Below are 21,753 nucleotides of genomic sequence, written 5' to 3'. Positions count from 1 at the left end.
GTGCTAAATCGGGCTATGTCAATTTCCCGCCATCATCCATCCTCTAACGCCATGACTTTCACTCAACTCTTTCACGACTCGAGCCGCGTCCTGCTTCTGTTTATACGGGCCGATGACGACAAAGTTGTTTTCTTTACGCGCTACCGGCAACTCCAGCTGCTTAATGGCTTTTGTGGCGCGATGACGGTTGGGTGTGTTCAACGCTATTTCGATCACCCACAAGCCGGATGAAGGCGTGGCTGAAGCGGGTTTTACAGTGTGGGAAATGAAGCCGCCGCACGTCAAACACGGGCGTTCCAGCGTGATTAGCGAGCCTGGCACGGTGTGAAAGACGTGCCATTGCGGATCAATGGTTTTTTTGCGGGCGAATACGGCCAAGAGCAGGCCGGTAACAGTGATCAGACCGCTGAGAATAATCGTCCATTTGTGTGCCTGTGCGGGCAATGAAGGCAGCGTAAGTACTGGAGTTTCGTCTGGCTTTTCGACCAAAAACTGTACGGCGTCAGCCTCCGTTGAATCGGGTATGTGGGATCCGTTTTTCGCAAGGGGCGTGAGCCCGTCGGAATGTTTTGTACTGAGCTCTGTCACAACTTTATTAGCGGTGTCATCGATGAGTTGTTCGAACTTTGTCACTTTTTGCTGGATGTATGAATTGTCGACGTTATTTTGACAAATGGGTCCTGTAGACATGTAGGTCCATAGTAGTGCTGATAGTTGCCCCAAAACGCCAGTTACCAGGAAGCCCAAGCCAAGCTTTCGCACAGCGGCCATCTCCAAATCAAGTGAATAGTTATTTGTCCCATTTCTTTCTGATAAACAGGGTTCTATTGTTGATCCTGGGATGGTCTAAATTCTTGGGCGCGTCAGTGTGCCCAAGAGCCAAAGCTAGTTGGCTGCTTTTTGTTGTTTGAAAGAACATCGGGCATGCACTTTATAGACTGTTGGTTGACGAAAAAGGCTCAGGTGATCGAAAAAAAACCGTATCAGATGGATTTTAGGGTGATGAATTAAAACACTTGTATTCAAGGTGAATATCGAGGCCAAGCACCTTACTGTCGGAAAGCCTCGACGATTCACCGATATCAATCTGGTGCGCGCAGTCAACGTCTTTGTCGACGTCAAATTTAATGAATTGCCGAGCAGCGTTCCTGCCGGATGTTCTTGACGCCTAAAAGCGAAACGTGGAGCGCAGCACCAGTATTTGCGAGTTGTTGCCGCCGGCGCTTTCGATCGCCGAACCGATGTCGTAGAACAAATAGTCGAGATCAACGGAAACGTTAGCGGTCGGCGTCCAATTGGCGTTGGCCTGATACAGGGTGCCCAAGCGTTTTCCACTGCTGGTGGTTGTTCCGGGGACTGTGGTCATGCCTGGCAAATAGACGCCGTCATCGTTGCTTTCTCGCCAGGCAGCAAATATGCCCGGTTCGAAACGGAACTTGTTGAAGGGAGAGAACCTGAGTGTCGGGCCTACCAGAATGATGTTCGACAACGTTGTCAGGCTGGCCTGTCCGTAGAAGGCGTTCTTGGGAAACAATGGGTCGAAAGTACCGGCCTTGTGATCGCCATCCTTATCACCGCTCGCGGCATCGACACGCAAACCCAGACGCGCTTTCCAGGGACCCGCAAAGGTATAACCGCTGTCGCTGGAAACCGCCCAGGCATCGATGTCGGCGCTGGCCATATGGCCCACCTGCTTCATCAGATCCCAGCTCCAGTCGAATTTATTCCATGTGCCGAACAACCGCGTGCCGAAGGTGTAGCGATTGTCCTCTCCGGTAAAACCGTCGAGCTTGCGCTGCTCTGTTTCCAGGCCAAAGGCGTACAGATCGGCTTTCAACACGCTGGACAGGGGCAGGGTGCCATAGAGCCCGTAGAACTTTTGCTGATGATTACTTGGGTCGTTGAACGAGCCATTGTCTCTGCTAACCACGGGTCTGGTGGCGAACGCGTCCATCTTGTAACCATCCTTTGCAATCCAGCTCAGGCGCACACCATCAAACGACTGCCGTATGTTGGGGATTTCGCGATAGGTCACCAGTACCTGATTACCGTAAGCCATCTCCTGCCGACCGACCCGCGTTGTCAATGTGCCGCTCTGGTAATGAAGATTTCCGTCGATAAAGGCCTGTTGTATTTCATTACGGCTCTGATCGGAAGGGCTGGGCAAGTCCTTACCCCATGTCCGAGTATTTTGTAATTGGATAAAGGTGCGCAGGCTGTCGTCGAATAAGTGCAGGTCGACATGTACTTGCGCACGTTGCATTAAATAAGAGTCGTCCTTTACTCCGCGCAGGCCGAACACCGGTTGGTCCGCCGCATCGGCGCGATAACGCAGTTCCGCTCCGGTCTGCAGCCAGGCAGAGTCTGACAGGCGCTGAAAACGCAATGCATCGAACGGGTCCGTGCGTTTTGCCGGGTTATCGAGAAAGCGATAATCCTCCACCCAGCGCGCCGGTCCCGGACGCAAAGGGCGGGATATCTCAAGGGGCGAGGGAGGCGTGGACTGAATCTCTTGGGCCTGAGCGGTCGACAGAACCGTTTGGCCGAGGGCCATAATGATCGGCAAGTGGAACGAGTAACGCTTCAGTGTTGTGCTGAACATCAGATGACTCCTGTTTTTTATTGTTCATGGGGCAGGTAGACACGCGCGGGGATGCCTCAACATGAAGTTGAATTCGCGTCGATGTTGTTCCGGATTAAACGTTTCGATGCTTTGGAAAGAAGTGCTCTGCGTTTGCGTTGAATAAAGAGTGGGTTGTTTTCAAGGGACGTAAATCCTTATTCATCCCTTGGTGAGCTTTCATTGAAGTTGTCGAGTAGTACCGTTCGTGTTTTAAAGCGTGCTGCCGCCGTATCGTCGACCGAGAAACAGGACGAGTAACCCGGCGATCAACATCGGCACGGCCATGGCATAGAAAACTGCCGAGGGTGACCAGCCCATACCCAAGGCTGCGCCGACCACGATGGGGCCAGTAATCCCGCCGATCCGTCCGATGCCCAACCGACTCCGGTCGAACGTATCGGCGCCGGGTAGAAAACCGCCGCCAGGGCGATGAGGCTTTTTTGCCCGCCGCTGATGCAGCAGCCTGCGAGGAAGTTGGCGATCAACAGCATCCACAGCGGGCTTTTGAACGCCAGACCGGTCAATGCCACGCACACGAATCCGACGAGATAAAGAATGCCCAGGGTTTTGTAGGCGCCCAACCGGTCCATGGAGGGGCCGGTAATGAACGCAGCCGCGATACCGCCCACGGTGGTCAGTGTGGTAGCCATCACCACGGTGCTCATTGGGTAGTTGAGCCCCGTCATGATTGATGGCAACCAGCTTTGCAAGGCGTAGAACTCCCCCAGGTTAATCGCGAACACCAGCCATAACAGTACGGTGCCCAATACCCGATCACGGGTGAACAGACTGGCGAGTGCTCCACGTTGCCCTTGCCCTTGCTCGAGAGCGTCGACGATGAATGTCGGCTTCTCCTGTCGTGCAATGGTTGGGTCTATTTTTCGGAAAATTTTCAGGATTCGCTCGGCTGCTACCTTGCGCTGGATCATGAACACCATGGATTCCGGCAGGAAACGAATCAGTACGGGTATCAGCATCAAGGGCGCCAGGGCTCCGATCCAGAACATCGAGCGCCAGCCGAAGTGGGGGATGAACCAGTTCGCCGCCAGGCCAGCCGCGATGAACCCGAGGGAAAAACCGCAGTAAATAGCCAGAACAAAGGTTGCACGAAAGCGTTTGGGGCTGTATTCGCCGGTCATGGCGATCGCGCTTGGGGCTGCGGCACCCAGGCCGACCCCCGTGATAAAGCGCAGGATCATCAGCTCGGTCACGTTGTTGGCCCATACCGATGCCAAGGTGCAAAGGCTGAAGACAATGGTGCTGACTATGATTGCTTTCTTATGTCCAAAGCGTTCGGACAGTGGGGTAAGCACCAGATAGCCAATCATCAAACCAGCGAGCGACGAAGAAAATATCGGTCCCAGCATCTGCCTGGGCAGATTCCATTCACTGGCTATATAAGGCGCCATGTAACTAATGGCCTGGGTATCGAACCCATCGAGGAACATGACAAGACCGCACAGAATGATGACCACGTACTGAAACGGACTCACGGGTCGTTCATCCACGAACTGCGGAAGCTGCAAGGGCTTTGATTCGGGCAACATGGTTTTTCCTCATGGCCATTTTGGCCTTGTTGTTTTTATTGCGTGCACACGCAGGCGGAGAAAAAGCCGCCTATGAAGGCGGCTGGATCTCTCCAGAGGGTACGAAGGCGTCGCAGAAGAATGCGTCAGGCGACAACTGGCCTTCGGCAGTCAGGTCATTGAGCGCCGCGGTTGTCATGATCGGATTACCGCACGCATACACTTGATAGGCACCCAGGTCGGGGTAATCCTCGAGAACTGCGCGGTGCACCCAACCGGTACGGCCGGACCAGCCTGGCTCGGGCTCGGAAAGCACCGGGGTGAAGCTGAACCCGGGCAGGCGCCTGGACCATAGTGCCGGCAGGTCGCCGAGGTACAGGTCGTCGCTGTTGCGTGCCCCCCAGAACAGGTGCATGGGTCTTGAGCCACCGCGTTTGATCTGGTCTTCGATGATGGACTTGAGCGGCGCCATGCCCGTACCGGTGCCCAGCAGGATGACCGGATGGTCGACCTCTTCGTCCAGTGAGAATTCGCCATAGGGCAGCTCGACGTTGAGCGTGTCTCCTTTTTCCAATCCTGCCAGCACGCCCTCGGAAAAGCGCCCTCCGGGAACATGGCGAATATGCAGTTGCACGCCATCGCTCTCATGGGGCGCATTGGCCATGGAGTAGTTACGGCTGTCACCATCCTCCATCAACACTTTCAGGTATTGACCGGCCTGGAATTTGGCACGCACACCCGAAGGGAAGCGTAGGTGCAGAACCACGACATCGGCGTTGGGGCGGGTGAGGCGATGGACCTTGGTGGTAATGACCTTACGCACCGGCGCCGCGCGTTGAACGATGCGTTTGGGGGCGATTTCCACCGACGAGCACGGACGCGCCTGACACAGCAGCACCCCCGTGGCAGGCCCGCGTGCGATCCCTTGTCCGCGCACTTGCAATTCCCCGGCGATCAAGCCGCCTTCGCAGGTCGAGCACACGCCCTTGCGGCAGGAGTAGGGGATCGAAAACCCCGCCCGCTCGGCAGCATCCAGCACTGTCTCGTCGGGCTCGCAGGGAAAGACAATGTCCGATCCAGAGACTGTTACGTCGAACGTCATGCCAAAACCTCCTGGCTGGAAAGAGCCGCGCCACCTACCAGGCGCAACGCGCGGATCACCGCTTCGGGATCAGCGAGGTTTTTACCGGCGATATCGAATGCCGAGCCGTGGCCCACGCTGGAAAAGATCAGGCCGGCACCGATGGACAGCGCCGAAGCGGTTCGCCCGGCCAGCAGTTTGATCGGGATGTGACCCTGGTCGTGATACATGGCAATAAAGGCGTCATAGCCATTTTGGCCGAGCATCAGATCGGCGCCGACCGGCCCATGGGCATCGATACCTGCCTGCCGCAGGCGCTCGACGGCCGGAACAGTTATCTGCTGATCATCCCGACCGAAGAGGCCGTTTTCACCCGCATGGGGATTGATGCCGAAGACGCCAATGCGCGGAGCATTGATGCCCAGCGCGTGGAGTGCAGAAACTGCTGCATGACCTGCGGCCACCACCAGCTCGGGCGTCAGCCTGGCCAGTGAATCGGCCAGGCGCTCGTGCAAGGTGACGTGGACGATCCGCATCCCCGCACCGATCAGCATCAGAAACACACGGTCGGACTCGACGCCTACCAGTTTGGCCAGCAGGTTTGGGTAACCGGAAAAATCGATGCCGGCGGCATTGATCGCCGTCTCGGAATGCGGGCACGCGACAATGCCGCGTGCCCGGCCCAGGCTCAGACCCACCACTGCGGCAGACAAATAATCCACCGTGGCAGCACCTGCCGAGGCATTCACTTGCCCAGGCACGAAAGCCTCGGATGCCAGACTATGTACGGGCAGCATGTGGATCACTCCCGCTTCTGCCGGTGCGGTGCCGTCAGTCTCTTTGACTCGTAGGCCAACGTCCTGCGCATAGGCTTCGACGACAAACCGATCGCCGACAATGACCGGATTCAACTCGGGTTCGTTCTGCAGAGCCGCGACGGCTTTGACAGCGACTTCCGGGCCGATGCCGTTGGGGTCGCCGATGCTCAAGAGGATTCGCGATGCCGGCAGCCTCATAGCGGCAGCGCCAGCAGCGTGTCGATGCGTGAGCTGTCGCACACCACGGTTCGTTCAGCCAACATGGCTGTTTCGCCTTCGACCCGGTAGCAATCGATATAGCGGCCGGAGACGAAGTTCTCGGTCGTGCCGTCGCGCATGATGCGCAGCACCAGGAATGCAGTCTCGCTGCGCACCAGGTTGCCGTTGCATTCCATGATCACTGGCTGATTGAGCATATGGCGGTAGCTGTGCCGCTCGTAGATATTGGCATCGCGCAAGGCGGATACCCGGTCAATCAACATTCCGCGGTTGTCGGCCCAAATCATGCCAGCGGGCAATCCTTGTCGGTAGTTATCGGCGGTAGTAACGGTATACAGGCACTTCTCCAGGAAAAACTCCGGCCATGCTTCTAGCGGGCCTTCATCGATGCAGCGGGCATATAGGGCTTGAGTCTGGCTGATCAGTGCAAAAATATTATGTGTCACGAATGATTCCCTCTTCATAGATCCATGGCTGCGCGATAGGCCTTCCAGAAACCGCGGATAGACGCTTCCGTAATCCGGCTATCACTCGATTCGGCGTCAGTCCCGCCCATTTCCAGCACCGCGCTGTGATTGGAGGCGCCAGCGATGCCACGCTGGACAAAGCCGCCTACGCAACCATCTTCCATGGAGATATAGCCAGCGGGACCGACAAGGTTGGCCTGCTTCAGACGCGTCAGTCGTTGTTCGGGCGTGTCGTCTTCAAAGCCCAGGTAGGTCCAGTTGAGCTGAGTCGTTTCCACGCCCCGTGGCAGCACTTGGCGGACAGCGACCGAATTCTGGATCTGTTGCAGTACGAAGCAGGGGAAGATCGACAGGATTTGCAGCGTGACGTCATCACCGACTTCACTGAAGCCTTCGAGCAAAGAGGGATCCTGCAACTGATAGGCGCTGTCGGAGCGGATGCTTTGTTCTGCATAGGAGGCATCGCGCTCGGCCTGACGTTCGGCTTCACGGTCGATGGCCGAGTAGCTGACGTGATGTCCGCCGCTCTCATCGACGATGATCGCGCCGCGTTGAGACAGGCGGTTGATCTCGAAGGTGGTGAAAAACAGATGCAGGATACTGGCGTGGTACGAGTCTTTGACGTTCTCGATGTACAACTTCCAGTTGTTGGGCAGCATCTGGGTGAAGCGGCCCAGAACCACTGGCTTGCGTCCGCCCAGAACGCGCTCAATACGGCTGAGGATTTCCTCCCCCAGGTACTCTTCTATATCGGGCACGTCATCGCTGAAGCTGCCGAACACCAGGCCGTGGACAGTCGCTACGCGCAGCTTGCGCGGGCCGTGTTGTTCCATGCAGAACGAAGGCGCCATGCCGCCATTGCCCTTGATGCCATCCTTGAAAGCGATGCCGGTCAGATCGCCTTGCAGGTTGTAACTCCAGGCGTGATACACGCAGGTGAAGTCTTTGGCTTTACCACTGTCCTCCAGGGCAAGGAGGGCGCCACGATGCGCGCAGCGATTCTCGAAGGCGTAGAGTTCGCCGTCGCTGTCGCGGGTCACGACAATCGAGGTCTCGCCAATGAAACTGGTCTTAAAGTCGCCGGGCTCGGGAATCTCAGCCTCGAGGCAAAGATAATTCCAGTGAGGCCCCTGGAACAGCCGCGTCTGTTCATCCTTGTACACAGCAGCGCTCTGAAAAGCCCAGTAGGGCACACGGGTCAATCCATCAGGCCACAGCGGGTTTTCAGGTACTCGATCAGTAATGATGTTCATTTTTTCTCCCGGATCAGGTCCTCATGGCTGCAGAAAAATGTTCTTTCCGACAAGCACATGGTTGACATGAGGTTTTATTTTTGTTCGAATAGCGAACATTGTTTCATTTCTCGAACAATTAGAGCGTTGGACAATTATGGTTGTCAAGAAAAATACGTCCGCTGATGGCATAGCTGTGCGCGCGCCAGAAGGTATGTCGGGCCTGGCAAAGGGCCTGGCAATCATCGAAGTGTTTGGTTTGGAGCACTCGCAATTGACGGTATCGGACGCGGCGGCACTGACCGATACCACCCGTGCCGCTGCCCGCCGATGCCTGCTCACGCTGGTGGATCTGGGGTATCTGACCCATGACGGCAAGCACTTCAGGCCCACGCCTAGGTTCTTGCGACTCGGTGCGGCGTATCTGGATGCAGCGCCGCTACCGCAACTGGCCCAGCCATATTTGGCATCGGCCCGTGAAGCGCTCGGGGAATCGATTTCCTTGGCAGTATTCGAAGATGGCTGGTCGGTATTCGTCGCCCGTGCCGAGACAGCAAAAGTCGTGACTACCGGCGTACGCCTTGGTGCACGTCTACCGGCCTATGGCTCGGCAACGGGGCAGGTCTTGTTGGCGGGGTTGAGCGACGAAGAAATCCGCAGCCACCTGACTCATCCTCCGTCGCCGACCACGGCTCACATGATCGTCGACCCGAAAGTGATCATGGACAGGATCGAGCAGGCACGGATCGAAGGGTTTGCTTTTACCGATGAAGAGCTCGAGTTGGGGATGCGTTCAATGGCGGTGCCGGTGAGAAATGCCCAAGGTAAAGTGGTCGCCGCCATGAGTGTCAGCACATTTACCGCACGTTTGACCCTTCAGGAATTACGCGATCAATGCCTGCCGGTGCTCCAGCAGAACGCTGCCTTGCTTGGGTGTATGCTTTGAATACGCCAGTTGCCCTGTAATCAGAGTGCGAGGGAGAGAGCATGGGGCACCCGCCGTGCGCTTGCGTGCGCACAGGATGAGGCGAGGACGAGTATGCACTTGGCCTCGTTCGTGGTTGCCATAGACCAACATTGGATGTTCGACTATGCAGTCCTGACAGCTGCTACACGGGGTACTCTTGGCCGATTTCTGCCGATTTCTGCCGATTTCTGCCGATTTCTGCCGATCACGACGAGCCGGAGTCGACCTGAAGCAAGCGCTCAGCGATATCTATGAAACTATGAGCCTGACCTATGGAGCCGGCAGTGATCCAGTGGCAGAGTAGGCTGGAAAAGTCATCGTCGACTCAGCCGGTGGATGCTCGTAGGTCGAGGACAAGACAGCACTGAGTCGATCGCCCAACAGGTTCCAGGCGCATTTCTTCTCTTCGGCATAATCGTGATGCAGGTAGTGGCGCCTCACCCGAGAGCCAGCCAGCACATGGTTTTGGCAGCGATCGATAACGTCCAGACTGACACCCAACGCCTGCATCATGGTCGCGCCCGTGCGGCGTAGGATTTGCCGTCAAATCTTGATCTCTCGCTGCCGGGCCGCTCTATACGACTTTGCCGGACGTGTCTGACCTCGATGGCATCAGAACCGCGATCAACGCTGGCATCAGGATCAGCGCCCCGATCATGTTCCAGATGAACAGCAGCACCAGCAGAAGCCCCATATCAGCCTGGAACTTCAATTCAGAGAAGGCCCAGGTGGAGACCCCAATTGCCAGGGTTACGCCGGTAAATGCAACCGAAGTTCCGGTGGTTTTCAGCGTTTCGAAATAAGCAGCACGCATGGTCAGCCCCTGGTGCAGAAAACCTTCCATTCGGCTGTACAGGTAGATGCCGTAGTCAACACCGATACCGACACCGAGTGCGATCACTGGCAGGGTGGCGATTTTCACGCCCAGGCCCATTTGCGCCATCACCGCCTCGCACAGCACGGTCGACAAATACAGCGGTGCCATGAGAGCGATAGTGACCTTGATCGACTTGAACTCGCAAAGCACCACCAGCGAAATAATCACGAACACCAGGAGCAACATCAGCTTTTCCGAGTGTTTGATCACCTGGTTGGTGGCGGCCTCGATCCCGGCGTTCCCGGCTGCCTGGAGGATCTTGACGTCGCCGGTGTCGTACTCGCTGTTGAACCGTTCGACGGCTTCACTGACACGACTCAGGGTTTGCGCCTTGTGGTCGGCCAGGTACAGGCTGATGGGCGCGATGTTGCAGTTCGGGTCCACCAGTTCTGCGGCTACCCCGGAGCGGGCATTGTTCATCACGTACTGGTCACGGGAGAACTCGGCCCATTTCGGATTGCCTTCATTACGCGCAACGATGTTGAAGCGCATGGTGCCGTACAACGACTGCACAGACTCGACCCCTCTCACTTCGAGCAAACGCCGTTCCAACTGGTTGGCCAGGTCGGCCGCGGCGAAGCGCGAACATTGCTCAGGTGGTGTCTTGAAGATCAGTACGTAGACATCGGTGCTGGTGCTGTAGTGGGAGAGCAGGTAGGCGTTGTCCTGATTGTATCGAGCTTGCGGGCGGAATTCCGGTGCGCCGGCATCCAGGTCACCGATTTGCAGGCCCTGGCGCGCATGGTAACCAAGGCCCAGTAACACCAGGCTCGCAAGAATTAGAGCGATAGCAACCGGTTTACGCGTTACGCCCGAGAGTCTGCGGAAGATCGGCCAGCTGGAGTCGCGGCGTTCATGCTGTTGACGCAGGCCACGAGGGCTTATGCCGACATAGGACATCAGCACCGGTAGCAGGAACATCTTGGTGAAGATTGCCACGAATACGCCAATGCTGGCGGTCACGGCCAACTGTTGAATTACGCCGATGTCGATCACCAGCAGGGTGATGAAACCGACTGCATCGGCCAGCAGCGCGGTGCTGCCCGGAATGAACAGGGTGCGAAAAGTACGTCTCGATGCTTGTAGCGCACCGCAACCATTGCCCATTTCACTCATCATCAGATTGATGTTCTGCACGGCATGGCTGATGCCAATGGCATAGATCAGGAAGGGCACCAGGATTGAATACGGGTCCAGGCCGTAACCCAGTAGCCTGAGCAGGCCGAGCTGGCAGATCACGGTCAACAGGCAGGTCAGTACCGTGACGACGGTACTGCGCCAGCAGCGGCAATAGAAGTACAGCAGTACGCTGATCAACCCGACGGTGATGGCGAAAAACAGCGCAATATCGCTGGCTGCGGCCAGCAGGTCACCGACAATCTGGGCAAACCCGATCACCCGAATGGTCACGCCTTGCGCGCTAAAGTGTTCACGCACCTGCTTGTCCAACGCCTCGCTGAAAGCCCCGTAATCCAGGGGCTTTCCGGTTTGCGGGTCGTTGTCGAGCAGAGGCACGCGGATGATCGTCGAGCGCCAGTCGTTCGCCACAAAGCTGCCCAGCATGTTGGCACGCAGGATGTTCTGCCGTACCTGGGACAACGACTCGGTACTCGCGTTGTAGGTGTCGGGGATCACTCGGCCGGCGCGTACACCCTCAGTATTCACCTCGCTCCACAACGCGTTAGGGGTCCACAACGACTTGAGCTTTCCCCGGTCGACACCAGGCAGATAGAAAATCCTGTCGTTGACCTCGCGCAGTGTTTCCATGAACGCCGGATCGAGGATCTCCCCCTTGGGATTTTCCACCAGCACGCGCAATACGTTGCTCTGTGGCCGAAGTACGTCCTCGTACTGCAGATAGTTCTGGATAAAGGGATGACTGCTAGGAATCATCCGGGAGAAGCTGGCGTCCGGGCGCAGCGCCAGGGCTTTGTAACCCAGGAACAAGGAAGCAACGAGGAAGAACACCAGGACTGCCAGACGATTATGGAATAGCGTTCGTTCGATGAAATCCAGCATTCGTGGTTCGGCGTTTTCCAGCTGATGAGGAGGTGGGTCGAGGTTCAAGCGGGAATTCATCAACGCAGTTCCTTCAGTTCGTCTGTGGCAAGCACGCGCAGGCCATTGTTGCCGACCAGGGCCAACTGTTTGCTGCCCAAGGGGACAGCGCCAAGCCAGGCGCCTTTGACAGCACTCTGACGGACGCTGAACTGCCGCAGATCGGTACTGTGCAGCAGCAGACCTGCTTGCCCGGTCAGCCACAAGCTGCCGTCGGCCAGTTGTTCGCCGCCATAGAGGCTGGCCTTGATGGGCAACGGGATGGCCTGCCAGTGCTGACCCTGGTCGCGGCTGGAGAACAGGCTGGCGCCAAAGCCCATGGCCAGGATTTGCCCATCACGCAGTTGCATGAGTTTGTAGAGCGAAGCGGGTGTCAGTTGTTGGGCCGGCAACCATTGACTGTTGACTTGCCGGTACAGGCGTCCACCTTCGCCAGCAATCAACAGATCACCGTTGACCAGCCCCAGAACGGTGTTGAGATGCAGGCGCTCCGGGTTGTCCAGGTCTGGCAGATAATCCCAGCGCTGACCGCCGTCGAGGGTATGCAAAACCATGCCATAGGCGCCGACGACCCAGCCTTCCTGAGCGTTGCGAAACCAGACATCCAGCAGCGGCCGTGAAGGGCCGGCGGCGGCACCGGCATTGATGTCGTCGAGGGCGAAACGGGCGTTATCCAGGGCCAGTAGCTGTGCCTCGTTGTCAGTGTTATCGGTGCCGACAGCGTTTTCCAGGCGGGCCACCTCGGCCTCGGCCCACTTGAGCATCAGGGCATTGATGGTCCTGCCATCGAGTTGTTTGACCCAGGACTTTCCGCCATCGCTGCTGTGCAACACCACACCGTCATGACCCACGGCCCAGCCCTGGAGATCGTCGACAAAATGTACAGCGGTGAGCAATACGTCCACCGGCACCTTGGCCTGTTGCAGTTGGCCGTCTGGCTCACGCAGGAGAATGTGGCCGTCTGCTCCCACCATCACCAGACGTTCGCCCAGGCGCTGGATGGCGGTGAGTGGCGCCTGGCTGGCGCTCGCTAATACCCGGGAGGCGCGCTCCAGGCGATCGGCCATTGGCGCGGCAAAGGGGGAGGTCGATAGCGCGGCGGTAGTCAACCCGACGAGCAGACCCAACGTCGAGCGGGTGGGGATTTTCATGGCAGATGTCTCGGGAGGAATAACTGGGGTGGTACATGACCACCCCGATGTCATGGGGCAGGCAACTCAGTGACCTGACCGTCGCAATGCCGCCGGGCTGAAATCGGCAATCTTGGCGCTGATGCCGAACTGGGTGTTGCGCTCTTCGTTCTCCAGTCCGTACACCACATAGCGGCGAGCCTGCAGGTCGTAGGCAACGTCGCTCAGTTGAAGGCTCGAGAGCACGTCATAACGCTGCAACGTATGGGCTTCCTGCATGCGCCACAGATCACCGCGACCGTCGTACAGGTCGGCAGCAAGAATGCTCCAGCTGTCCTCGTCGACGTAAAACACGCGCTTGGCGTAGATGTGTCGCTCTCCAGGCTTGAGGGTCGCTTCTACCACCCAGACGCGATGCATCTCGTAGCGCAGCAGGTCCTGATTGAGGTGATTGGGCTGGATGATCTGGTTGTACTTGAGTGAGCGATCGGCCAGCTTGTAGGTGTTGTAAGGCACCAACATTTCTTTCTTTCCGATCAGCTTCCACTCGTATTTATTTGGTGCACCGTTGTACATGTCGATGGCGTCGTAAGTGCGCAAACCTTCCGAGGTGCCGACCGGGGAGTCATAGGCTGCTTCGGGCGCGCGCAACACGCGGCGCTGGCCCGGGTTGTAACTCCATGCCAGGCGTGGTTCCTGGGTCTGGTCAATGGGTTCGTGGATCAGCGTCTGTCCGCCCGCAACGCTCTCGGGCGAGATGACCTTGCCCAGGTAGTAGTACAAACGGTTTGGCTCGGGATTGCCCATGGCCGAGGCCATCATCACTTTTACGTCACGACGGATCGGGGTGAAGTTGCCATTGCTCTGCACCACCATTTCCGTGGGGAAGTATTCGTAGCCACCGGTGCGGTACCGAACGAAGTGATTGAACAATACCTCGATACCCGAGTGAGGAATGGGGAAAGGCACGCTGCTCTTCTCATAGCCGATCAGACCATTACCACCGTCAGCCAGTGAGATCTTCGGGGCCTCTCGGACTATCTCTGCGTACTCGGTTTGCGGCAAGGCAGCGGTGCGGTGGGTGGGGTAAACGAGCATTTTGAAGTCAGGGTACTTCTCCAGCATGGCCTGGTAGCCGGGAGTGAGCACTTGAGCGTACTGCGCCTTGTTGGTCTGGGTGATGCTGTACAACGGTTTTTCACTGGTGTAAGGGTCGACATAACCCTGGCCGGCCTGGAACCCCGGCGGTGGCTGGGTCAGCCCACCGGTCCAGGCCGGAATGCTACCGTTGGCGTTTGCAGCTTTTTGTCCGCCGGTGGGCGTCAGATCCTGGCCCAGGCGGGCGACTTCGCTGGCGTCTACGTTGGCCAGGACACAACCATTGCCCAAACTCAGGAGAGTGCCCAGTACGGTGGCGTGAAACAAAGTGGTGTTCATGGAGTACCTCATCAATCAGAAGCCCATTCGCAGGCTGAGAGAAACAAAATCCCTGTCGGTGCTGGCGAAGGGCGAGTTGCCACTGGCCGACCAGGAGAGCTCGGCCGAGTAGTCCTGCAGGTAGTCGAATTTTGTCCCGACCGACCCGAGCAGGCGGCCTTCGGAAAAGACGCCGTCGTAGGACCAACCCTTGACGTCCTGACCGAAGGCCACGAACGGCGAGACGTTGATCCCGGCCAGCAGCGCCGGATAGCTGAGTTGAGCGCGCAGGCGATAGCCCCAGGAGAATTTGCTGGTGTACCCGTCTGTGGAACAGCCTCGATTCTGGTATTTGCTTGGAGACCCGAGGGCGCAGCCGATCGTGTTGCCATTGGCCAGGTCGGAGCCATACAGGTCCCCCTTGGCATATCGGCGGTCATTCAGGTCGGGCAGGTCGTGCATGTACTTCATACCCGCCTCGCCAATCAGGTTGAGGTTATCGGCGCCCAGCACCTGGGGCAGCGACTTGAGGAACCCCAGCGAAAGCTGCGAGATCTTGCGCCGGTCGTAGCCGTTGTAGACCGATCCAGGTGCGGCGTTGATGGCATCCTCACCAAGGGTGATGTTCTGGCCGATCGCTTGGCCTAATTGCACCGGGTTGCCGGCAAAGGCTGGGATCAGATCGCCGTTGGCCAGTTGCACCGGCTGGTTGGGTCGGAAGCTGTATTCGCCAAAGACTGACGTCCCCCACAGGTTGCTGGAGAAGCTCAAGCCGAAGATACGGATGTCTTCCGGGAAGTCGGCGAAGTAGGTGCCGTTGGTGTCTTGCCGGCCTGCGATCCAGCCAGCTCCTGGACCAGGGCGCAGGTCCGTGGTGATGCTGGTGTAGGGAGTGCGTGAATGGATGTTCATCGCGTAGGCGCCGAATTCGGTGTCGAGCTGATCAGCGAAGTAACGCAACGCGAAACCGAACTGACCGTTGTCGGAGGGTTCGTTGTCACCGGTACGGCGGATGATCTGGTCGTTGGCAAAACTCGCTGGATCGTTCGCTCCGCCACGAGGTACACCGAAACAACCATCTGGAAGAAAGTCGTTGCTTGAAAAGTAGGTGCCGCAACCTTCCAGCACCGTGCGCCGCCATTGCAGTTGATAGAACGCTTCGAGACTCAGGCTGTCCGTCAGGCCGAAGTTGCCATACAGCATCGGCACCGGCAGCAACGCTTCCTTGACCTGCGATCCGGGTCGACGCAAGGCAGCGACGTCGACGGGATTGATCGCGTTGATGCCGTTCTGGAAGTACAGGCCTTCGCCCCAGTTGATCACCTGGTTGCCCACCCGGGCATTCAAGGGATGCTCGGCAATGGTGAAATCACCGAACACGTAAGCATCCAGCAACGCCACCCCCTGAAACTTGGCGAGTTCGTCAAAGTGACTATCATCGAGCTTGCTGTTGGGTTGGTAACCGTTGGAAGAGTGCCCGAAGTCGACTTCACGGTTGTTCAGGGTGTAGTCGTACCAGGCCTTGCCGCGAATGAAGGCGCCGTAGTTTTGCCAGTTAAGTTCCATTTCACCCAGCAGGGTGACGGGTGAGGACACCAGGTTGCGCTTGCGAAAGTTCAGCCGCCCGTCATCGCCCGTACGACCGCCGCTGGGGTTGAACTCACCGGATTTACCGTAACCGATGGCGTTGGCGTTACCCTGGAATATGTTATCGGCATTGGGTTTCTCGGCGCTCCACACACCACCCAGGCTGAGGCTGCCATTGTAACGGCCACTGACTTCACCCCAGGTGAAGTCGGCAGCGCTGGCGTAGTTGCACAGGGCACAGGCCAGAGGTGTCAGGAACAGGCCGGTGAGTTGCCGGCGATGGAGCCGCGCAATGCCGCCGCTTGATGGAGAGCCCATGAGGTCTGCCTCTTAATTATTGTTATAGGAAGCCCGTCGGCACACCTGGCGCGGGGACGCCGGGTACCGTTGAGTTGTAAAACCGGGGGTCAGGCCAGCCCGAGAGGGCCGGCATGGATCGTTACTTGAGGGCTGGGAGCAGGGCGCTCACCATGCTGTTGAAGGCCGTGACGCTATCAACTTTTGGCGCTGCGATATGTGCGGTGGCGTTCGCACTGGTAGCCCTGGGCGCCATGTCCGGTGCGGAGGACATCTTGACGATCACCAGTTCTCGTTTGGGGTTGATATAGATCCGCTGGCCAAAGCGACCGGCCGCCTCGACGGAGCCGTCACCGTCGTTTTTCTGATACCAGTAATTCCTGTAGGAATAGCCCGCTCGCTCCTTGGCGTTCGGATTGCCTTCGATTAGGGCCTGGTTGGCATTGGGCTTCAACGCCAGTTGAACGGCCTGCGCAAACGGGTCGTCGGCCTGTCGTGCAGCGGCGGCTTGACGGACGGCTTCGGCAAATCGAGCGACGTCATGCAGGGTACTGCTCATGCCTCCACTGGCCATTTCGGTACCCAATTGATCCACCTGAGCGTAGGCATCGTCCTCTGCAATACGGGACCAGATGCGTTCCGAAACCAGCGTCGACCAACTTTTCCCGGTGATTCTGCGCATGGCCCAGGCGACCGCTTCAGGCGAACCGTTCTGATAGAACCAGATGTCCGTGTCGGCAGATTTCTGTGGGCGTGTCGCCACTTTCAGAAAATCATAGATATTGTCGGGCATGCCCTCTCGGCGAGGCAGGATGCCGGCCGCCGCAAACAGCCCCAGATCGGGTGGCAGATTGACCGGGTAGATGGCGCGAACCTGCATGTCGAGATTCTGTTGCACGGTGGCTTCGCCGAACGGCGTGCCGGTCAGCTCGGGCACATAGCTCGCCAGTCGGGCCGTCGGGTCCATCTTGCCTTCTGCGATGAGGCTCGCGGCAAGCAACCCCGTCACTGACTTGGTCATTGATGCCCAGATGTGCGACTGCCGAGGGCTGAATGAATCCAGGTAGCGCTCGTACACCACCTTGCCGCGTTGCAGGACAATGAAACCATCGGTGTAAGTCTGCTGTAGATATTCCGGCAAGGTCAGCGATGCGTCTCCCACCTTGAAATTCAGCTCATCCAGGGCGAGCCGATTGCCAGGGATCAGCGGCAGGGCGGTTGGACCCCGGTCGATGCCGGTGGTAGGCGACATTGATCGCGCATTACGCAGCGCCCAGCGCAAATTGGGCATTTCAAAAGCGTTGAGTTTGTTCACGCGCTTATCCATCGCCGGTGGAAAACCCTGCATCACGCCCAACTGAATTGGATCGGTGGTGGTTACAGCGGCAACGGCCTGCCCGCTGATCGCAGCCAACAACAGGACGGGAAGTAATCTAAAGGACTTTGCTGCCAGTTTTGCTGCAACGTTTTTTTCATTTTTCGTGACGCACATTTTTTTTGTTATCTCCTGATGGCTTGGGTCGCCAAGGTGTTGCCAGCGTCGACTGGATCAAACGGGCTGGACATTGATTCCAGTCTGAGAGCGGGATATACATAAGCGCAATGCATCACTAGCTATAGATACATAACCAACAGGAATGCCATGGACGTACGTGACCTTGAGTATGTGATCGCTGTCGAGCAATGCGGCACCATCGGTAAGGCCGCCGATATGCTGGGCCTCACCCAACCTTCGCTCACCAAAGCCGTGCGCCGGGTTGAAACCTTGTTGGGGGTCATGCTTTTCGAACGAACCTCCACAGGCATGCGGGTGACCCAGGCGGGTGTGCAATTTCTGACACGAGCCAAGCGTCTGCGCCGCGACTACGACGATGCACTGGCAGAGATGCGCAGCATTCGAACGGGCGAACAGGGCGCCGTGCGATTGGGGTACTCGCCATCGCTTCCCGATGGTCTGCTGGTCGCCAGTTGCCGCCGTCTGTTGCGCGAACGCCCGGCCGCCCGCTTGCGTCTGCGTCGCCGCCTGGCCCAGGAGTTGCTGGACGCATTGCGCAGCGGCGAGATCGATGTGGTGGTGATGCCGTTACCCGGCGTCACGCCTGAGTTCGCCACAGAATATTTGTACGAAGATCGTCTCGCTGTCGTGGCTGATACAGGCCACCCATTGCTGGCAAGGCCTCGCCTGGATTTGAGCGACTTACAGGGTGAGGAGTGGCTGCTGCCGGAAAGCCATATCGTTATCCGGCAATCGCTGGAAGATGCCTTTCACCGACATGGACTGGCGCCTCCGTTGCTGCGCATCGAGGCTGACTTCAGCAGTGAGGCCCTGTTTCAGTTGATCAACGGTACCAACATTCTGACGATATCGCGGTGCGGGCAGATGACCCGTTCGGCCGGGTTGGAACCGCTGAATCTGGTGGTCGATGGCCTTGAGTTCAATCGTCGGATAGGGCTGGTTACCCGCACCGGAGGCTATCTGTCCCCGGTCTGCTGCCGGTTGATCGACCTGTTCAGGGAGGAGGCGACGCCAAGCAATATGGCGAAGTGGCTGTAGCGACTTTTGCACGTGGCTGCACGGAATTTTGCGCTCAGCCCTATCCCGTTTTGTTATGGGTGCTCATCAAACAGTGGTATTGGCGAGCATTTTTTCTCCGCTTGTAAGATCGGTCGCCCTCGATCTACTTCGGAGAATAATTAAAAGTGAACCTCGCAAAGATACTGAGCCGAAGTGCGCGTTATTGGCCCGATAATCTGGCCGTTATCGATACACGGCAACGGCTGACTTATGCGCAACTGGAGGCACGCACCAATCGCCTGGCATCGGGATTATTGAAGCTGGGCCTCAAGCAGGGCGCGCATGTTGCGATATTGGCAATGAACCGTGCTGAACTGGTCGAAGCGGAAGTTGCTTTCTATAAAAACGCAATGGTCAAAGTGCCGATCAACGCTCGGTTGTCCCCTGAGGAAGTCATCAGCGTTCTCAATGACTCGCACAGTGAGGCGGTCGTTACCACAAGCCATTTCGCCAGTGCGCTGGCTTCGTACCGGCAAGCGCTACCGCATTTGAAATGGGTGATCGCGTTGGCCGAGACCGGTGGCGATGTTTCCTATGATGCCGTACTGGAGATGGGTGCAGAGACCCCGGTACACACTGATCCGGACGACGATCAACTGGCCGTGCTGCATTACACCTCCGGTAGTTCGGGCGTGCTGAAGGCCGCGATGCTGACGTTTGGCAACCGCAAGGCGCTGGTGCGCAAGAGCCTGGCCAGCCCGGTTCGCGGTGCGGGTTCTGATGACGTCATGGCCCACGTCGGGCCGATTACCCATGCCAGCGGAATGCAGATCATGCCGTTGCTGGCGGTCGGTGCCTGCAACTTGTTGATCGAACGTTACGACGACGAGTTGTTACTGCGCACCATTGAGCAAGAGCGGGTGACGCGCTTGTTCCTGGTGCCAGCGATGGTCAACCGCTTGGTGAATTTCGCGAATGTGGAGCGCTTCGACCTCAGCAGCCTGCGCCTGGTGATGTACGGCGCTGCGCCGATGGCTCCGGCGCTGGTTCAGCGAGCCATCGAGGTGTTCGGGCCGATTCTGGCGCAAGGCTATGGCGCGGGGGAAACCTGCTCGTTGGTGACCGTGCTGACCGAGCAAGACCATCTCGTCAAGGCCGGCGATGTTCGGCGGCTTGCTTCTTGCGGACGCTGTTATTTCGAAACCGATCTACGAGTAGTCGACGCGCAATTCGAAGACATCAAACCCGGTGAGATCGGCGAGATCGTGGTCAAGGGCGCCGACATCATGAAGGGCTATTGGCAGGCGCCGGAGTTGACGGCAGAAGTCATGCGCGACGGCTTCTACCTGACTGGCGATTTGGCCACGGTCGATGAACTGGGTTACGTGTTTATCGTCGACCGCAAAAAGGAAATGATCATTTCCGGCGGTTTCAACGTTTACCCCACTGAAGTCGAGCAAGTGTTGTACAGCCTTCCACAGATTTTCGAAGCCGCTGTCGTCGGCGTACCAGACCCACAGTGGGGCGAGGCGATAAAGGCCGTTGTGGTGCTCAAGCCCGGAGCAAGTCTGGACCAGGAGCAGATCATTGAGTACTGCGCCCAACACCTTGCCGGATTCAAGAAACCACGCAGTGTCGATTTCATCGACGAGTTGCCGAAGAACCCCAACGGCAAGGTAGTACGCCGCCTGGTTCGTGACGAGTACTGGAAGAACAGCGATCGCAAGATCTGAAACCACCGAAGAGAATTAGACATGATCGAACCAAGCGAAAAAGCCAAGCGCATCATCAGTGACATGGGTACCTTCATCCGTGACGAAATCATCCCGCTGGAAAAGAAAGAGCAACTGCAATGGGGGGAAGCCTATCCCAAGGCCATCCTCGCCGATGTCTGGAAACGCTCCTGCGAACTCGGTTTTTACAATGTCATGTTACCCGAGCCTCTTGGCGGTGCAGGGTTGAGTGTGGTCGACCTGTGCGCGGTCAAGGAGTCGGCCATTCTGACCGGTTCAATGCTCGCCCCTCATGTGCTGGGCGAGTTGAGCGGGCCGCCGCGTATCGGCCATCTGTTTCGTGTGGCCAGAGATGTGCAGGTTGAGAAGTTCTTGCAGCCTGTGTGTCGTGCGGAAAAAGCCGTGTGCTTCGCCCTCACTGAAGCCGAGGCCGGTTCGGACGCCAGCGCCATCAAAACCAGCGCTCGGCTCAATGGTGATCACTACGTACTCAACGGCGCCAAACGCTACATCTCCGGTGCTCCTTACGCCGATATTGCCGTGTTGCTGGCGGTCACCGGGCCGGGGCAGGGCGCGGCAGGTATTTCTGCCTTCTTCGTTGACCTCAAGGCGCCTGGCGTGAAAATCGATTCGGACTATCAGGTCATGTCTGGCGCAGGCAGCCACGGCAACATTGAGCTTTGCGACGTCAAGGTGCCGGTGGAAAACCGCATCGGTGAAGAAGGGGCCGGTTTCAAGCTGGCGATGGGGCGCATTACCCTCAACCGTCTGCTGCATTGCCCGACCATGTTGGGGATGGCGGGGTTGGCGTTGAATCTGTCAATCGACTATGCGCGTACGCGGACTCAGTTCGGCAAGCCGATAGCCATGTTTCAGGCGGTCAACCATATGATCGCCGACATGGCCACCGAGTTGCTGGCCGCACGCAGCATGATGTACGCCACTGCGGCGTTGAACGATGCGGGCGGTGATATCAAGGTTCAAGCGCCGATGTGTAAAGTGTTCGCCTCGGAAACCGCGTTTCGCATCGTCGACCGTGCCGTTCAGGTTCATGGCGGTGCCGGTTTGATCCGGGGCAACCCGGTGGAATGGTTGTTCCGCGCCACCCGGATGATGCGAATTCTCACCGGTACCAGCGAGATCCAGCGCAACACCATCGCCAAGGGTATTTTGATGCCCGACTAAGCATAATCCGCAACGCCTGCCT

16 protein-coding genes and 1 pseudogene are annotated in these 21,753 nt (G+C 57.7%); 4 read left to right on the top strand and 13 right to left on the bottom strand.

Going from position 1 to position 21,753, the window contains the following annotated elements:
• Positions 1-18 precede the first annotated feature (18 nt).
• The 7 genes from JFU37_RS03350 to JFU37_RS03320 all read right to left on the bottom strand — a co-directional run bounded on the left by JFU37_RS03350 (position 19) and on the right by JFU37_RS03320 (position 7,987).
• Positions 19-762, bottom strand: coding sequence for an SPOR domain-containing protein (locus JFU37_RS03350; RefSeq protein ID WP_201116390.1), 744 nt, complete (start codon positions 760-762; stop codon positions 19-21).
• A gap of 406 nt (positions 763-1,168) precedes the next feature.
• On the bottom strand, positions 1,169-2,602 hold the full coding sequence (locus tag JFU37_RS03345; RefSeq protein WP_201112892.1) for an alginate export family protein: 1,434 nt from the start codon (positions 2,600-2,602) through the stop codon (positions 1,169-1,171).
• A gap of 287 nt (positions 2,603-2,889) precedes the next feature.
• Positions 2,890-4,170: an MFS transporter gene (locus JFU37_RS03340; protein ID WP_242485713.1), complete on the bottom strand. Its 1,281-nt coding sequence runs from the start codon at positions 4,168-4,170 to the stop codon at positions 2,890-2,892.
• 70 nt (positions 4,171-4,240) lie between these two features.
• Entirely contained in the window at positions 4,241-5,251 is a 1,011-nt protein-coding gene (locus tag JFU37_RS03335; RefSeq protein ID WP_201112890.1) for a 2Fe-2S iron-sulfur cluster-binding protein, read from the bottom strand.
• A complete protein-coding gene (locus JFU37_RS03330; protein ID WP_201112881.1) occupies positions 5,248-6,246 on the bottom strand; it encodes a PdxA family dehydrogenase in 999 nt (332 codons plus the stop codon). Before JFU37_RS03330 ends, JFU37_RS03335 begins: the two co-directional genes overlap by 4 nt.
• A complete protein-coding gene (locus JFU37_RS03325; RefSeq protein WP_342214909.1) occupies positions 6,243-6,713 on the bottom strand; it encodes an aromatic-ring-hydroxylating dioxygenase subunit beta in 471 nt (156 codons plus the stop codon). The genes JFU37_RS03330 and JFU37_RS03325 overlap by 4 nt, the downstream gene beginning before the upstream one ends.
• Before the next feature lie 14 nt (positions 6,714-6,727).
• Positions 6,728-7,987 carry an aromatic ring-hydroxylating dioxygenase subunit alpha gene (locus tag JFU37_RS03320; RefSeq protein ID WP_201112877.1) on the bottom strand — a complete coding sequence of 420 codons (1,260 nt, stop codon included), beginning with the start codon at positions 7,985-7,987 and terminating at the stop codon, positions 6,728-6,730.
• 175 nt (positions 7,988-8,162) lie between these two features.
• On the opposite strand from JFU37_RS03320, the gene JFU37_RS03315 reads away from it, so the two are divergent.
• Positions 8,163-8,912, top strand: a complete 750-nt coding sequence (locus tag JFU37_RS03315) for an IclR family transcriptional regulator domain-containing protein (protein ID WP_342214908.1) — start codon at positions 8,163-8,165, stop codon at positions 8,910-8,912.
• 291 nt (positions 8,913-9,203) lie between these two features.
• On the opposite strand, the pseudogene JFU37_RS30565 reads toward JFU37_RS03315, so the two are convergent.
• The 6 genes and pseudogenes from JFU37_RS30565 to JFU37_RS03290 all read right to left on the bottom strand — a co-directional run.
• Positions 9,204-9,467: pseudogene (locus JFU37_RS30565) on the bottom strand (site-specific integrase); the annotation flags it as partial.
• A 40-nt stretch (positions 9,468-9,507) separates the two neighbouring features.
• On the bottom strand, positions 9,508-11,889 hold the full coding sequence (locus JFU37_RS03310; RefSeq protein WP_201112866.1) for an efflux RND transporter permease subunit: 2,382 nt from the start codon (positions 11,887-11,889) through the stop codon (positions 9,508-9,510).
• Entirely contained in the window at positions 11,889-13,019 is a 1,131-nt protein-coding gene (locus tag JFU37_RS03305; protein WP_201112864.1) for a hypothetical protein, read from the bottom strand. Before JFU37_RS03305 ends, JFU37_RS03310 begins: the two co-directional genes overlap by 1 nt.
• Positions 13,020-13,085: 66 nt before the next feature.
• Complete coding sequence (locus JFU37_RS03300; protein WP_201112862.1) at positions 13,086-14,435, bottom strand: DUF1329 domain-containing protein; 1,350 nt, start codon at positions 14,433-14,435, stop codon at positions 13,086-13,088.
• Between the two features lie 15 nt (positions 14,436-14,450).
• Positions 14,451-16,319 (bottom strand): DUF1302 domain-containing protein, encoded by a 1,869-nt coding sequence (locus JFU37_RS03295; RefSeq protein ID WP_201112860.1) that lies wholly within the window; start codon positions 16,317-16,319, stop codon positions 14,451-14,453.
• 121 nt (positions 16,320-16,440) lie between these two features.
• Positions 16,441-17,790 (bottom strand): serine hydrolase domain-containing protein, encoded by a 1,350-nt coding sequence (locus tag JFU37_RS03290; protein ID WP_201112858.1) that lies wholly within the window; start codon positions 17,788-17,790, stop codon positions 16,441-16,443.
• 150 nt (positions 17,791-17,940) lie between these two features.
• Between JFU37_RS03290 and JFU37_RS03285 the strand changes: the two genes are divergently transcribed.
• The 3 genes from JFU37_RS03285 to JFU37_RS03275 all read left to right on the top strand — a co-directional run bounded on the left by JFU37_RS03285 (position 17,941) and on the right by JFU37_RS03275 (position 21,731).
• Positions 17,941-18,852: a LysR family transcriptional regulator gene (locus JFU37_RS03285; RefSeq protein WP_201112856.1), complete on the top strand. Its 912-nt coding sequence runs from the start codon at positions 17,941-17,943 to the stop codon at positions 18,850-18,852.
• A gap of 146 nt (positions 18,853-18,998) precedes the next feature.
• Positions 18,999-20,546, top strand: a complete 1,548-nt coding sequence (locus tag JFU37_RS03280) for an AMP-binding protein (protein WP_201112854.1) — start codon at positions 18,999-19,001, stop codon at positions 20,544-20,546.
• Positions 20,547-20,567: 21 nt separating this feature from the next.
• Entirely contained in the window at positions 20,568-21,731 is a 1,164-nt protein-coding gene (locus JFU37_RS03275) for an acyl-CoA dehydrogenase family protein (protein WP_201112852.1), read from the top strand.
• Positions 21,732-21,753: the final 22 nt, after the last annotated feature.

The sequence above is a fragment of the Pseudomonas sp. TH41 genome (assembly GCF_016650695.1).
GTDB lineage: Bacteria > Pseudomonadota > Gammaproteobacteria > Pseudomonadales > Pseudomonadaceae > Aquipseudomonas.
The sequence above is the reverse complement of the archived record's forward strand: the minus strand, read 5'-3'. Positions and strand labels throughout refer to the sequence as shown.

Excerpts from the sequence above, each read along its gene's own strand:
- JFU37_RS03345 (WP_201112892.1), bottom strand. The coding sequence starts at position 2,602 with ATGTTCAGCACAACACTGAAGCGTTACTCGTTCCACTTGCCGATCATT.
- JFU37_RS03340 (WP_242485713.1), bottom strand. The coding sequence starts at position 4,170 with ATGTTGCCCGAATCAAAGCCCTTGCAGCTTCCGCAGTTCGTGGATGAA.
- JFU37_RS03335 (WP_201112890.1), bottom strand. The coding sequence starts at position 5,251 with ATGACGTTCGACGTAACAGTCTCTGGATCGGACATTGTCTTTCCCTGC.
- JFU37_RS03330 (WP_201112881.1), bottom strand. The coding sequence starts at position 6,246 with ATGAGGCTGCCGGCATCGCGAATCCTCTTGAGCATCGGCGACCCCAAC.
- JFU37_RS03320 (WP_201112877.1), bottom strand. The coding sequence starts at position 7,987 with ATGAACATCATTACTGATCGAGTACCTGAAAACCCGCTGTGGCCTGAT.
- JFU37_RS03310 (WP_201112866.1), bottom strand. The coding sequence starts at position 11,889 with ATGAATTCCCGCTTGAACCTCGACCCACCTCCTCATCAGCTGGAAAAC.
- JFU37_RS03305 (WP_201112864.1), bottom strand. The coding sequence starts at position 13,019 with ATGAAAATCCCCACCCGCTCGACGTTGGGTCTGCTCGTCGGGTTGACT.
- JFU37_RS03300 (WP_201112862.1), bottom strand. The coding sequence starts at position 14,435 with ATGAACACCACTTTGTTTCACGCCACCGTACTGGGCACTCTCCTGAGT.
- JFU37_RS03295 (WP_201112860.1), bottom strand. The coding sequence starts at position 16,319 with ATGGGCTCTCCATCAAGCGGCGGCATTGCGCGGCTCCATCGCCGGCAA.
- JFU37_RS03290 (WP_201112858.1), bottom strand. The coding sequence starts at position 17,790 with ATGTGCGTCACGAAAAATGAAAAAAACGTTGCAGCAAAACTGGCAGCA.
- JFU37_RS03285 (WP_201112856.1), top strand. The coding sequence starts at position 17,941 with ATGGACGTACGTGACCTTGAGTATGTGATCGCTGTCGAGCAATGCGGC.
- JFU37_RS03275 (WP_201112852.1), top strand. The coding sequence starts at position 20,568 with ATGATCGAACCAAGCGAAAAAGCCAAGCGCATCATCAGTGACATGGGT.